We start from the raw sequence: 13,663 nt of genomic DNA on the forward strand, positions 1-13,663 counted from the left end.
TCACCTTTAAAAAAGTCCGAGGGAAAATGCCCAGCCGATAATGACCGCCAGCGGCCCGGTTAGCTGGCGGGACAGCAGGAACGCAGGCACGCCTTTGGCGATAGTTTCCGGTTTCGCCTCCTGCATCGACAGCCCTACCGGCACGAAATCACAGCCCACCTGGACGTTGATGGCGAACAGGGCGGGCAGCGCAAAGGCCGGGGAAATATTGCCTGCGCCAATCTGGGTGCCTATCATCACGCCGATAACCTGCGAGATAGCGGCCCCCGGGCCGAGCACCGGCGACAGAAACGGAATGCCGCAGATAAAAGACAGCAGCACCAGTCCCCACAGCGAATTGGCGAGCGGCGTCAGGGCGTGCGCAATAAGGCTGCCCAGGGCAGTTTCCTGTACCACCGCAATCAGCACCGAGACAAAGGCCATAAATGGAATGACGTTGCGCAGAGAGACATCCACCGCCTCGCGGCTGGCGGCAAACAGCAGGGCAATGACCTGGCCCGTCGCAGTACCGGTTTTCTCCACCAGGCGCACCAGTCGGGCCATACCCTGTTCTGGTGCCTGATGTTCAGGCCCTGTTGCGGTACTCCCTCGCTCTGTCGTAGTCCCCCCGACTGACGGCGAGCCATAACGGTCATCATTCTGCTGCATTTCAGGCTGTTGCATCTGCGCCAGCGTAACGCCTGAAACGTAGTTATCCTCCGTGATATACGCCGCCAGCGGCCCGGCCTTGCCGGTGGGCAGCACGTTGATGGTCGGGATATGTTTCTTCGGGTATAGCCCGCAGCGCAGGGAGCCGCCGCAGTTAATCACCACGCAGAGCAGTTCTTCATCTGATGGCACACAGGAGAAACCGTTCACCACTTCCGACTGGGTGAGCGCGCCGATTTCGATGGCGAGCGGGTGGATTTCCCGCCCGGTGAGTGACAGCACCTTTTTGCCGCTGCTAATGGGCAGCCACAGGCCCTTACCGTAGCCGCCGGGGCCGGGAGGAATATGAAGGATATTCATGTTACGGCCTCCGCAATAACCAGATTACCCTGTAAGTCAGACAGGACCGGGCAGGTGCCGGAGAGATGCAGGCAACCGGCATGACGGGCGAAAAGACTGGCGTCAATCAACAGGGTCAGATGGCCTAGTTCATACAGATTGTGCTGTGCCTCGCGGCCAATAGCGGTAATCAGATATTCCTCCCCGGCCACCTGCAGCCGATCGCCGGGAAGTATCTGCAGAGTGGGATGCTTAAACACGGGGGATAACACCAGGGCGTAGTCCAGGCAGTCCGCAGGCCCTGCGGCATCAAAGGTAATCAGCATATTATCTGCCAGCCCGTCCGCCACGAACGGGCCTGTTCGCACGATACGCGCATTGTAGATAATCATGGCGTCGTCCTCCCGCTGTTATCGTTGCGGCTAAGACGCAGAAACAGATACTCGGTGATGATGCCCCGGAGCAGGCCGATAACGATGGCGGCGGCGATATAGCGCAGTGCCAGTTCGGTGACCGGAAGATTAAGGGCTTTTAACCCTGCAGCCACCCCGAGCCAGACAAACAGCTCTGACGGCACCACGTGGGGAAACAAACTGGTTAGTGGATGGGCGGTAGTACCGAGGGCATCCTCATAGCCGGGCTTGCTTTTTTCCGGTAACAGCTTGCCAAGCGTGAGTGCACCGGGGCTGCTCATAAAGAACCAGCCGAGTACCGGCAGGACGCCATACGTAAGAATGCGTGAGCGGCCAAACAGTGCCGCCACGCGCTGCATACGGGCCTCACCGGTCAGTTTCATCAGAAAGTTAATTGCCAGCAGCAGGGTGATGAGCATGGGGATAATGCCGCTCATCATATCGAGAAAGATCTTACCGGCGGCCTGGAACAGATGAATAAAACCTTCAGCAAGGGAGATAATGAACATGGGCTCCTCCTGTCTGAAGGCGTATTACAGCGGGTTGCAGAGATACATCCTGGATTTTGGTATGCATAAAAAACTCCTCTTAGTGGCACGATGACAATGCCCTGTCTGAAGACGAAAAAACGATTCCGGGAACAGGGCGTTAACGTTCCTCCGGAACCGGAAAACCGGATGCTGATACGGCGATTTTCATGCCCGGCAACGGTTGTTTTGGCAGGCGGTACTCCTCCTGGCCGCTGTAACGGGTGGGCCAGATAGTGGCCGGATGGACATTTAATGCGGTAGCAATCAGCCACTCGCCTTTGGGCCATGGGCGTGTAAGAGCGTTTGCCAGCGTGGAAGACGCCAGCCCCGCTTCACGCGAGAGCGCCGCCAGGCTGGTGCCGCGTTTGTGCAGGGCGGCAATAATGTCGGCTGGGTGCCAGTCTTGTTTCGTCATTCCTGTTACCTCTTCAAATCCTAACACTACGTTTTTCGTAGTATTCAGATCGTTAAAAAACTACGAATCTCGTAGTTATGAAAAGACGACTAAGACAACGGGATGTCTTCACCCAACGATTGAAAGAAGCCCGACAGCGATTAGGTATTTCCCAAGCTGCCGTAGGGATCGCTGCGGCGGTTAACCATTCTGGTGCGAGTACTCGTCTTAATCGTTATGAGAAAGGGGTGTATGAACCAGATATGGAGACGATGGCACGAATTGCGGAAGTGCTGAATGTCCCTTTGCCATGGCTTTTCACTTCAGATGAGACTCTTGCAGAGCTGATCCTCAACTTTGCCATGCTTTCATCAGACTCGCAGTTGCGATTACTGAACATGTCTCGGCAGATGCTAAGTATCTCATCTGATGAAGATGCCTGAAACCATCACTATTCTCATTCCTAGATACTACGTTAATCGTAGTATCTGCGGCAAGCGAAAACTACGATTCTCGTAGTCATGGAAACGACTAATCATTACAACGATATTTTTTGCCGACGCCTTAAACAGGCTCGGTTAGCCAGTGGACTTTCTCAGAAACGTTTGGGGATTGCGGCAGGTATAGATGAATTTGTCGCGAGTACACGTATCAATCGCTATGAAAAGGGAGTGCATGAACCTAATACTGATATTGTACGGAGGCTATCAGAGGTTTTACGTGTTCCGTTGGCCTATTTTTACGCAGAAGATGATGATTTAGCTGAGTTAATGCTGATATTTTTGTCATTATCAAGTAAGCAACGTGAGGAGCTAATGGACTATGCGAGGCTCCGCGCAGCTAGCTAAGAAAGCATCATGCTTTGACTCATTATTATATTCATTCTTAAATCTTCATTTTAAAAAAAGTGATTCCGTTCAATCACCTGCCAACCAGATTCTCTGATAATGTTCTTTGCAAAGGGGGAATGCCATGTCAGAGAGTCAGCAAGCCAGTATTATTAAAACTTTACCTGATGATCGGGAAGCGTTGTACCTCCTGGTCTGGCGCGAGCCAGCAGAACGTATCGCTTCTATCTGTAATATCAGTATTGAAGGGCTGGCCAAAAGGTGCGCTGAATTACAGATCCCCAGACCACTTACGGGTTACTGGAAAGCGCTGGAGAAAGGGACCGCGCCTGCTATCCCGCTTTTACCCGCTCTGAAATCGAGTACAGGGGGGAAGGGGGGTAAAAAAGATAGTCCATCAGTAAAATCTCCGGCCACGGTGTTAGCAAAACCAGCGTCTGTGGTAACGAAGAAGTTGTTCCCCGGTTCCGGGAACGCATACGGACTGATCAACGATCTCAAAACGTACTTTCCGGTGTCGACGATTACCAGAGATGGTTACTACAAGCCTACTAAAAAGAAGCTGCTGGATCTCAATGTTTCCGATACTGGCTTTGAAAGCGCCATAAAATTTCTGAGCCGGTTCTTTGATGCCCTGGCAAAGCAGGGCTATCGGGTAAGGCTGGCTGCCAGAGGCGAAGATTTTCATCGTGCTGAAATCTACATCAGGGAGGATCCTAAGGAGGGGGGCTTTCGCTGGGAAAATTTATGGCGACCTTTCAGCGCGAGTATTATCTGTATGGGTGATATGCATTTTGCTTTTAATCTCGCGGAAATGACGGAGTACGTTCCGGCTAAACTGGTCAAAGACCGCTACGTTCGTGATGAAAAAATGGCGAGATGGAGTAGGGGGAAAAACGCAGAATTTTATCTCCATCTCCGTGTCTCGAAACATTCCCTTCCGACAGGGCGATTTCTTCTGCAGCTCTACTCACCGTACCCGGATGCGCAGTGGAATATACAGTTCCGGCAAACCAAACAGTGTGGTTTGATAAGCCAGATCCCGAAGATGATTGCGGCTATGCAGGATGCTGTTCCGCTGATTTCAAAGCAGTTAGAAGAAGCTCGAATCAAAGCCGAGAAATGGCGGATTCAGCGTGAGCGGGAGCACGCCATCTATCTGGAAAAAGAGAAAATACGTCGGGAAGAGGAAGCCTATAACGCCAGCCGTGCCGAACTAAAATCTATTATGGCCCAGTGGGCTGAAGACAAACGGCTGGAACAATTTTTCCGTGAAGCAGAGCAGGATGCGGCGAGTCTGGATGAGCAGCAGAAGGATCAGGTAATGGAACGCCTGCAACTGGCCCGGCAATTCTTATCGGGGGATACGGCGGTTGAACGGTTGTTGAAGTGGGAAACGCCACAGGAGCGGTTAGGTAATAAATAACGGTTTTTTCTACCTTCGATAAATTTGTGAATCTTGTTATTAATACTCTGATTGATAGTCGGCTAAGAGCGCAGCGGAAGTTCACTGTTTTTTACAACTGATTACGTTAATAATTAATCCTCTACTTTTAATAGTTGGAGAGCAAGTCACAATTCTCATTTATAAAAATTACGCTATCAGATTAAAAAAGTAATTCAACACACATTAGCCATTGTAGGTGAAGATAACTTATCTGTAACCGCTTACTCTTTTTGTCCACTGATTTTGCACGAACTTTGCCATTAACACAGTGTCAATGCATCCTTCGAGACGATACTTGCGCTCACTTTAGTCCAGACACTTAAACCTAGGTATAATGGATTCGGCTAGCTTGCGGCTTACGGTTACTGCTATTTGTGTTTGCCGGAGGCAGAGGATTACGAACATGGGCCATATTGGTATATCTCTATGCCTAATTATGGTGGGTTAGGCTTATCTGGTTAAGGTATTATTCCATCTTTAAAGAAATAATTATGAAAGATAGTTGAGAAAGCAGGAATGAAATTAACTCCTGCTTTTGTATAATTTAATCTCGAAGTAAATTCAGAAGAACCTCAATTCTACGAGAGCGCTGAGTTTTACTTTTGGTACTCGAACTCATTGTTTTTCTATATTCTCTTCTTAAATCTGCATTATGTTGTATATCTTTTTCCCACAAACTGTCCAAGAAGGAGGAAAGTTTATCTGATGCCTCTTCTACAGGAATATTATTGGTATTACAATAAAGGGCATAACTGAAGATGCCATATAAATGACTAACGCCACTTGCTTTATGGTTTTTGAAATTAATATTCATGGCTACCATATAATCAGTTGTTCTTTCAAAAATTAAGAATGCTTCATTTGTTTCATCGCCATTCTTTCTGCAATATTTCTCGTAAAGACCATCAATTATTTCTTGAGTTGCACCAAATACTTCATTCTCAAGGATCGTGAATATCAACTCAGAAACAAACTCTTTATCTTCCATTCTCTTTTTATCAACGTGCTCGAGCAATCTTTGCCAATATTCACGCTGTGAGTATTCAACGATTTTTTTATAAAAATCAGTATCGTGATATTTGGCATTCCTTAACTCTTGCCCGTTAAGTCGCTCACCATTTCTGTTCAACCTATCGAAAATGCTATCAATTATTCTTTCGTCTTCAGTATCGATGTACTCTATTGGCATCTGATATCGCCAAAATAATTTTTTAACTTCTGCATATTTAGAGGTTGATAGATCGGAAAAAAACACACCTGTCAACTCATCATCTTCTTCCTCACTTGCAGATGTTATTCGACCATTAATAAAATTAACAATTGCCGTGAGCCTTTGTTTTCCGTCAACAACTTCAAAGGTGATTTTTCCAGTGTCATCATCAATTTTTTGGTGGAGAAATATAGGAGGGATTGGATAGTTACGTAGTATACTATCTATAAAGAAAGATTGTTTTTCTTCATCCCAAACGCTATCTCTCTGATAAGGTGGGTCAAAATTAAATTTGCCTAATGAAAAACCCTCCCAAAAGGAGGCAATATTTATGCTGTTTGAATCCCGCTTTAAAATTTCCATTAGGCAAGCTCCTTTAAAACTTCAGATGACGAATGATGAACATAACTATTAAATACCATTCCAAGTATAGCACTTAAACCATCGACGTTTCCTGGATTGATCATCCTGACATTAACGTCACTATTGGTTTTACGTATTATTGCATCAATTTCTGCTCGATCAACATGCCAATATGAAATGCCACAAATGAAGAAATCATCGTTTGGGTTATATGATTCCATAGTTGCTTCAACAGACTCTTTAATAGAGTTAGCCCAGTTTTGGGCATAACGATGTGCTTCTCCTGCTGGTGGTATTATTGGAATCAATGGCATATATAGGCTCAAGTCTTCATGTCGACATTCGAACTTTGATATATCCCCATTATTTAAAGACAACTCCTTTTGGATATTGTAGTTATCCTTAGACATATATCCATCATAGAGAAAACTAATAGAACCATGCGGCTTGTATATTTTAAATTTCGCATTTCCGTCTGATATGTTTGGGATGTCAAATCTGATGTTAAGTAAGTCAAGAAGGCGCTCAAGATAAATGTCATAGTTATAAGTTATAATATCAACCCGTTCTATATTGTCATTTTTATCCAGTTTCATCAAATAGTCCCGCCAGCCACTTTCCAGCTTACGTAGATCTTCAGAAGAAACCTTTTCATTGTAATCGATGAAAAGCTCCCTTAAGTATGAAACTAATTCTTGATAAGCATAAATATAAATATTTGACAATGGGGTATGACTTGCCTGATTTTTCTTCTTTACTGTTTCTGGAGGTAGAGTGGCATATAAATTTATTACGGTTATTAACTCTTCAATTATTTGATATGATGCAGTTCGGTTTAGCCCTGGTCTTGCCCCTAATCGCCATAAATTGGGGCAATATCGAGCAGAAAGAAAACCGGGCTCACCAGTAGCGGGCCACTTAACCATATCGCCATATTTAAAAAGATCTGAAGGATCAATTATATCAAGCTTGCCCATTTTGCTAAGCAGGTCAATAGTGAATCCGTTCCCAAGCATTAACCCAACTTTCTTTTTTTGTTCGTTGCTCAAAAAAGGGTATCCTTACAAACATGTTAAGTGTAAACAAAAATAGTCATTAATACAGAATAAAACTTTTTAATTTTTATTTCTAGTTGTTTTCTGCTATTAATGTTGACCCTGAGCACCCAGTGATAGGGCAGGATCGTCTACCGGGGTGGGGTCAGTCCAAACTAAACTGAACAAGTGTCCTAAACAACTAGAGCGTATAGCAATCAGTGTGTAGGTTTATTTGCTATGAATGTCTGGCACTGAACGGCCCATCAGTCCTGGTTATACTCAGAGAGGATTACGTCAACCGCTGGAAAAACACCTTTCCGCCACCCTCATCGCCGCCTCCAGCTCACTACACCCAGAGTCCTTCATAATCCGCATTCGCTCCGCCTTCTCGTGTTTCTCCGTCATTCCCAACGCCAGCCACAGGGCAGGGGATACCACGCGGAATAGCGCTTCCACACGCGGCGAAAGCACTACGCCTTCGGTGTATTTCCCCGGTGATTTAGTCGCGCTGAGCAGGAGCTGGCGCTGTTCCTGCGTCAAAGATTTAAAGCGGCTGACTTGTTCGACCTCCTCGGGCGGCATCACCAGCAATTCCCACCACTCAATCATATTGAGCAGCTTTCTCGCGTCATCCGGAAAGTCGCTCAGGTTCTGCGTTGCCAGCCACAACCAAATCCCCAGCTTGCGCCACATCTTCGAGCCCTTAGTCAGAAACCGCGCCAGCAGCGGGTTGACGGTGATGATATGCGCTTCGTCGGTAATATTTACGATGGGCCGGGCCAGATGCTGGTCACGTTCGCCAAGGTTGTTGATGTGGTTAATCAGCGAGATATAGGCGATCGCCAGTTGTGCTTCGTATCCTTCGCGGGCAAACATCGCCAGGTCCACCAGAGTGATATCCGCTTCCGGCCATGCCTCTCCCTCGCGGTTAAACAGTTCTCCTTCAAACCCGGAACAGAACATATTCATCGCTTCACCCATCTCCCACAGCCGGTTACGGCGGGATTCCGGTAGCGCCGCATCCTGTGCCAGCGTGAACAGGGCATCGCGGATATCCTGGGTCAGCGTTTGTCTTTTCTCGCGAGCGGTGAGTCGGGCCGCGTACAGAATCGCTTCGCGAATTAATGCCCGATCAGAGCGTGTCAGGCGGGCGTCCTCTTTCAGCTCGCCGCCGGTGATCATCAGGCGGGCCGTGATTTCCATCTCGCCCAACAGGTCGCGCTGCTCGTTATCGCTCTCTTCGGGATCGTCATCATCTGGTTCTGCTGACGGTACATCGCTTTCCGCCAGTTTCCAGGCATCGGCAAACAGCGGCAGCGTGATGCCAGAACTGGGCTTCAGGCTGATTTTATTTACCGTCAGGCCATGTTCGCGGGCGTAATCGGCCATCAGCCCAAAGGAGTTACCCGCCTCGACGATAAACAGGCGCGGGCGGTGCAGCGCCATTAGCTGCGCGATTTTGGCGTTCAGCGTGGCGGATTTGCCTGCGCCGGTCGGGCCGAGCAGCAACAGGTGGCCGTTCTGGGCGCGGTCCTCGCGGTTGAGCGGGTCCCAGCACAGCATCCCGCCGCCCCGGTTGAAATAGCTGACACCCGGATGCCCGGTGCCGCTCTCGCGGCCAAACAGCGGCAGCAGGTTGGCGAGGTGTTGAACAAAGCTGAAGCGGGTATAAAGCTGGCGCTTGTCCCGCGCCGGGTCGAAGCACATCGGCAACCAGCGCAGCCACGAACTGAGCGGGGCGAGCTCGTCATTCTCCTGCACCGGAACCATACCTGCATTCAGTAGCAGGCTATTCAGGCTACGCACACGCCTGGTCAGTTCGCCGTTATTCGGAGCGGAGAGGTAAAACGCCAGTGTGCTACGGTAGAGTTTGTGCCCGTCCTTCAGCCAGTGACGCACCTCCTGGCAGTCTTTTTTGGTGTACTCCGATTCGACGCTCTCGCCGATGGCGCGGTCGCTGAGGCGGCTTAAATGTTCCTCCAGCCGATCCTGCGGCCAGACGACGATGGTCAGCGCCATAATGACCCCTTCCGGCAGCAGGTCGAACAGCGCGTTAACACCGTCACCGCGTGCAGACTCTCCGGTCATATGGCCGACGGTGGGCGATTTGCGCAGCCTGTCCAGCACGACTATCTTATGCGGACGCTGGTCGAACAGCCATGTTCCCTGTGCGGCCTGCGACCGGGGTTCACCGCACAGCAGGCTCTCGGCAAAGTCGTATAGCTCCGGCGTGTCATCCTGCTGCGCCATCTGTTGCCAGAACTTCTGGGGTGAGTCTGCCATCTGCGGGGCGGGATTAAACCAGCGCAGCAGCCAGTGGCGAATGGCTTCACATTCCAGCCTGCGGGCGTGAATACCCGCGCCCGCCAACGCGGAGATCATTCGTTCACAGACGGTGTTCAGCGCCTCTTCCGGGGAGTCTTCCAGCGGATCGCGGGATTTATTGGGTAGCCAGCGGTAGACCACCATCCGGGTGTGGCGTTGCTGAGCACGCCAGCGGGTATGGCTGACGGCATCGTCCAGAAAGTAGCCTTCCGGGCGGGAAACCGCGTGCAGGTGGCGCTCCATCTCGTTCAGCCAGGCGCGGGTAAAATCGGAATCCTTCGCTTCAGGAACGGCGTAGTCATGCAGCGCGGCCAGCCAGCCTGCGGTATTGTCCTCATCCTGGCAGTAAAACTGCACCACCCACGGATGGCGGTCATATTCCGTGAAGCTGTCCTGGAGCGCGTCTTTCAGGATATCGCGCAGTTCTTCCAGCCGTGCCGGGGAGCGGCCTTCGGTGCCAAACGGCGTGATGTCATACACCGCGCCGACCGAGCGTCCGTCATCCAGCAGCAGCGTTTTGCTTTCCGGCTGGTACTCCACCCACGGCAGAAAATCGACGAACGACGCGCCTTTCTGGTACAGGCTGTCAACCGTCTGTTCGGTCAGCGTGCCGCTACGTATTATCACAGCGGATCGGTCCGCTCGCCGGGCAGGGCGTATTGCACCCGGTTATAGAAGGGGAAGACGGTGGTGTATCCCGGTACCGGGACGCCTTCGCTGCCTGCCAGATGGGGGAAAATATACAGCTCCAGATCCGGGTTTGGCAGCCGTCGGAACAGCGCTCGAGCGGCATTATCGTCGCTTAGTGTGGCCTGCTGCTGTTGCGCGATCAGTGTGGCGTCATCCAGCGGGCGGCGCAGGACCGATCGCGCGTCGTACAGCGCCTGCGCATCGTTATTCTGTTTGCCCCAGATACTCAGCATAGTGGTGTTTTCATCCACTGGTAGCAGCGTTTTCTGGTCGGTACTACACGCTGCCAGCAACAGTGATAACAGCAAAATCAGGATACGCATCAGTCCAGGCCTCCAGTGCGATCGCCCGCCGTGTGGTAGTTCACGCGGCGTCCGTCAGGATCGTAATCAATGGCTAGCTGGCGAGTGATGTGGATGGCAACGGCCTGGCCAGGCGGCACGTAGATGGCATCGAACATCTGGCCGTAGCGTTGTTTAAACCAGTCGGCGCTCTCCTTCTGGCCGCCGCCCAGCGCCTGGCCGAGCACATACTGCCCGCTGTCGCCCGTCAGCGCGGTCGTGACAGAGCCATCCTCCACGGTGGAGGTGGTCTGATTGTTCGCCAGCGCCTGCGCGGCGGCGGACGATCCGGCCAGCAGGAACTGCGAGCCGATATATTCGGCGGCGTTGGATTTGCGTTCGCCGGGGATGCAGGGCAGGCCGTGAGGGTCGGACAGCCAGCCGATATTGCCTTCCGCGCTGTTTCCGGTTTTAGCGCCTTCAGCGGGGAGCGTGCGCACCGTACCGTCGCGGAAGACGAAGGTGATTGACGTTAAGCTGCCGCGCACGCAGGAGAGCGTCCAGTCGCCGGTGGCGCTGCCGGAGATCACTGCGCCTTCAATGTCGGGTAACTCGATGCCGTTGGCAATGAGGTTATCGCGGCCAATCAGCACTTTGAACGGGTAAGGGTCGGTGACGCTGCCGTTAAGCGGAATGCGTCCCAGCAAAGCGGTCATCGCTACAGAGCCGATTAACGTGCTGTTCTGCGGCAGGGTGTAGACCGGTTTGACGACGGCAGGCGGCGGTGTTTCGGGCGGTGGCGTGGTGATCTGCATCGTGGAAGGAAAGGCCAGCGCAGGTTGCAGCGGGCGACCGTTTTTATCCGTTGGCAGAGCATCGGCGGGCACTATCCAGCGTAGCTGCTCTCCGGATATGGCTTCCGGCTCTTCAATACCCAGCCCGGCCAGCGATTCATCCGTTGTTCTGCGCTCTTTAAGCTGCCGGATTTGTGCCTGCAATGTGCTGAGCATTTCGTTTTGTTGGTGTGAGGCATTGGTCTGTTGACGGTTAATGGCCTCGTTGATGCGGCTGTCGGTATCATGCTCACGTTCACGCAGGCGCTGATTTTCCTTCAGCAAGGCGGTATTGCTGGCTTTTACCGTTGCCAGCTCCTTACGCCAGAGTTTCATCTGGCCGACCAGCGTGGCGACGGTATCGGCAGGCGTGTCACCTTCGATCCCCAGCGCTTTCAGTTCGTCCTTGCTAAGAGTCGTACCTGGGTCAGATGGTTTTGCATGTGTAGTTTTGCGGTCCTGGCAGGCATGAAATAGCATGACGCTGCCCGCCAGCAGAATGAGCGGCGTAAGAATCCGTAGCAGAATATTCGCCTGGAGTTTCATTTCTTCTTCTCCGGCGCAGATTCAGGCAGGATCGCCTGTTCAGGAAGATAATTACGGGTGATGAGATAGAGCATGCTGGTGTCTTCGGCACTGCCCGCAGGCCCCAGCCAGCGATGCTGAAAGGATGCGGCGTAAAACTGCCCCTGAAGCTGGCGCGGATCGAGTTCGAGCCGGGTGGCACTTTTATTCTGAAGCCGGATCGCCGCCAGGTGATAAGGATCCAGTCGCCAGCCGCCAATTGGCATGGCGTTGACGGGTAACGCAGGCAGCAGAGTGGTGAGCGTTTTTGCCAGCCGCACGCCTTCGGGCTGAACGCCCGGTAAAGGCTCCACGGTGCGTAGCGGGGCATACAATATCTGCGCGGCGTAGCGGGTGAGCGCGACCGGAAGCGGCGTGGAGGGTAAGGGGTCAGGAGTTGTATCGGGCTTCGCAGCAGGCGTTTTCTTCTCTTCGCGGACAATGCGCATCGATTCCCGGATGAGCTCGCTCTTGCTGGCAGAGACATCCAGCAAAATCAGCTCACCGTTTTCCGTGTCCTGAAGCTGTAGCCGGGTAGCGGCGAACGGCTGACTTGCAAGCAGGTACAGCGTGCCGTTGCTGCTCTGAATGCGCAGTTTGCCTTCCAGTGCGGCAGGATAGCCCACCCGGACGTTGCGATCGACAAACACAATGCGCTCCTGCCCGATATTCAGCGCTACCGGTAGCGGAATACGTTCCCATTTCACGAGTTCGACGGCATGCAAGGGAAGGGCGAACAGCAGGATGAGTAGCGGGCGAAGATTCATGATGTTGCCGCCTCCAGTCTTTGCGGCGGTGACGCAAAGCAGTCCAGCGCCAGGCCCCACGGATTTTTCTGCTGGTCAATGTCATAGCGCAACACTTTGACTGGATAACGGATCATGGCCCGCTTGACGGGTTCAGAGTGGAAATATTCATCGACGGTCAGATCCAGCGTCACAACCCAGTTGTCGCGGTCGAGGATCTGCACCTGCTTATCGCTGAATCCCCGACCGGGGATTTCGTAAACGCCGCGTACCCGGTCGCGCAGCTCGCCATTTTGCTGGCGCTGACGGAAAGTCTGTTCCATCTGGCTGTAACAGCCGGGTGTCAGGTAACTCCTCAGCGCGTTGAGATTATGCGGATAATCTGTCTCGCCGCTGGTCGGCCAGCGGTTTATCTGCTGGAACACGGTAAACGCAAAAGCGTACACCGTGGCGGGTGGTACCTCCCACCACGGACGCTGGCTGGCAGCGCGGAGATCCGGCGGCAGATACACCGTGAGCTGGCGTGGTGCGCTGTACCAGCCGAATCCCATGCCTGATGCGAGCAGGAATAACGCGACTAGCGCAATATGCAGGGTGCGGATATGCTCATCCCGTGCGGCCAGAGTGTGCTTGAAGGCGCTCATCGTTGGCTCCGGCGAATAGTCCAGACGCCATCCTGCAGGACAAAGCGCTGTGCGCCGATGCCGAAGCGGGCCAGTTTCAGCTCCAGCGCCCGGTATAGCCAGCTCTCCGGGCGTCCGCGCTTTAGCCGCGCCAGCCAGCGTCCACCGCAGAGGATCGCCAGCGCACCGCCGGGCAGGGCGCTGCCGGGGATAAGGCTCCAGTTTCGCCACAGTATTGCCGGAATGGTTCCAGCGATTGCGCCAGTAGCCAGCCCGATAAGTAGCGCTATCAGCAGCTCGCTGACCGTCAGGCCGCGAAACACAGCTGGCTCGCGGTTCAGTCGTTCCGGGAGAAAGGGGATGGTATTCATG

15 protein-coding genes are annotated in these 13,663 nt (G+C 52.4%); 3 read left to right on the forward strand and 12 right to left on the reverse strand.

What is annotated here, in order from left to right:
* Positions 1-6: 6 nt before the first annotated feature.
* The 4 genes from srlE to SOM82_RS02630 form a co-directional block, all read right to left on the reverse strand.
* Positions 7-1,008, reverse strand: a complete 1,002-nt coding sequence (gene srlE / locus SOM82_RS02615) for a PTS glucitol/sorbitol transporter subunit IIB (protein WP_320460818.1) — start codon at positions 1,006-1,008, stop codon at positions 7-9.
* Positions 1,005-1,379 (reverse strand): PTS glucitol/sorbitol transporter subunit IIA, encoded by a 375-nt coding sequence (locus SOM82_RS02620; protein WP_320460819.1) that lies wholly within the window; start codon positions 1,377-1,379, stop codon positions 1,005-1,007. The genes srlE and SOM82_RS02620 overlap by 4 nt, the downstream gene beginning before the upstream one ends.
* The gene (gene srlA, locus SOM82_RS02625; protein ID WP_320460820.1) at positions 1,376-1,909 is read right to left on the reverse strand and encodes a PTS glucitol/sorbitol transporter subunit IIC; all 534 of its coding nucleotides are present in this window, start codon (positions 1,907-1,909) and stop codon (positions 1,376-1,378) included. Before srlA ends, SOM82_RS02620 begins: the two co-directional genes overlap by 4 nt.
* A 139-nt stretch (positions 1,910-2,048) precedes the next feature.
* Entirely contained in the window at positions 2,049-2,345 is a 297-nt protein-coding gene (locus tag SOM82_RS02630; RefSeq protein WP_320460821.1) for a helix-turn-helix domain-containing protein, read from the reverse strand.
* 77 nt (positions 2,346-2,422) lie between these two features.
* Between SOM82_RS02630 and SOM82_RS02635 the strand changes: the two genes are divergently transcribed.
* From SOM82_RS02635 to SOM82_RS02645, 3 genes are all read left to right on the forward strand, one after another.
* Entirely contained in the window at positions 2,423-2,767 is a 345-nt protein-coding gene (locus SOM82_RS02635; RefSeq protein ID WP_320460822.1) for a helix-turn-helix domain-containing protein, read from the forward strand.
* A gap of 78 nt (positions 2,768-2,845) precedes the next feature.
* Positions 2,846-3,172, forward strand: coding sequence for a helix-turn-helix domain-containing protein (locus SOM82_RS02640; RefSeq protein ID WP_320460823.1), 327 nt, complete (start codon positions 2,846-2,848; stop codon positions 3,170-3,172).
* A gap of 124 nt (positions 3,173-3,296) precedes the next feature.
* Positions 3,297-4,598, forward strand: a complete 1,302-nt coding sequence (locus SOM82_RS02645) for a hypothetical protein (RefSeq protein WP_320460824.1) — start codon at positions 3,297-3,299, stop codon at positions 4,596-4,598.
* Positions 4,599-5,163: 565 nt separating this feature from the next.
* Here the strand turns inward: SOM82_RS02645 and SOM82_RS02650 are convergent.
* From SOM82_RS02650 to SOM82_RS02685, 8 genes are all read right to left on the reverse strand, one after another.
* Positions 5,164-6,192 (reverse strand): DUF262 domain-containing protein, encoded by a 1,029-nt coding sequence (locus SOM82_RS02650; protein ID WP_150342299.1) that lies wholly within the window; start codon positions 6,190-6,192, stop codon positions 5,164-5,166.
* Positions 6,192-7,241, reverse strand: a complete 1,050-nt coding sequence (locus SOM82_RS02655) for an SIR2 family protein (protein WP_223861294.1) — start codon at positions 7,239-7,241, stop codon at positions 6,192-6,194. The genes SOM82_RS02650 and SOM82_RS02655 overlap by 1 nt, the downstream gene beginning before the upstream one ends.
* A gap of 282 nt (positions 7,242-7,523) precedes the next feature.
* Positions 7,524-10,178 carry a conjugative transfer ATPase gene (locus tag SOM82_RS02660; RefSeq protein ID WP_320460850.1) on the reverse strand — a complete coding sequence of 885 codons (2,655 nt, stop codon included), beginning with the start codon at positions 10,176-10,178 and terminating at the stop codon, positions 7,524-7,526.
* Positions 10,178-10,567: a TIGR03751 family conjugal transfer lipoprotein gene (locus tag SOM82_RS02665; protein WP_320460825.1), complete on the reverse strand. Its 390-nt coding sequence runs from the start codon at positions 10,565-10,567 to the stop codon at positions 10,178-10,180. Before SOM82_RS02665 ends, SOM82_RS02660 begins: the two co-directional genes overlap by 1 nt.
* The gene (locus SOM82_RS02670) at positions 10,567-11,904 is read right to left on the reverse strand and encodes a TIGR03752 family integrating conjugative element protein (RefSeq protein WP_320460826.1); all 1,338 of its coding nucleotides are present in this window, start codon (positions 11,902-11,904) and stop codon (positions 10,567-10,569) included. Before SOM82_RS02670 ends, SOM82_RS02665 begins: the two co-directional genes overlap by 1 nt.
* Entirely contained in the window at positions 11,901-12,689 is a 789-nt protein-coding gene (locus SOM82_RS02675) for a TIGR03749 family integrating conjugative element protein (protein ID WP_320460827.1), read from the reverse strand. The genes SOM82_RS02670 and SOM82_RS02675 overlap by 4 nt, the downstream gene beginning before the upstream one ends.
* The gene (locus tag SOM82_RS02680) at positions 12,686-13,312 is read right to left on the reverse strand and encodes a PFL_4703 family integrating conjugative element protein (RefSeq protein WP_320460828.1); all 627 of its coding nucleotides are present in this window, start codon (positions 13,310-13,312) and stop codon (positions 12,686-12,688) included. The genes SOM82_RS02675 and SOM82_RS02680 overlap by 4 nt, the downstream gene beginning before the upstream one ends.
* Positions 13,309-13,662: a TIGR03750 family conjugal transfer protein gene (locus tag SOM82_RS02685; protein ID WP_320460829.1), complete on the reverse strand. Its 354-nt coding sequence runs from the start codon at positions 13,660-13,662 to the stop codon at positions 13,309-13,311. The genes SOM82_RS02680 and SOM82_RS02685 overlap by 4 nt, the downstream gene beginning before the upstream one ends.
* Between the last annotated feature and the right edge of the window lies 1 nt (position 13,663).

It is taken from the genome of Lelliottia sp. CFBP8978 (assembly GCF_034046055.2).
In the GTDB taxonomy this organism is placed as follows: Bacteria; Pseudomonadota; Gammaproteobacteria; order Enterobacterales; family Enterobacteriaceae; genus Enterobacter.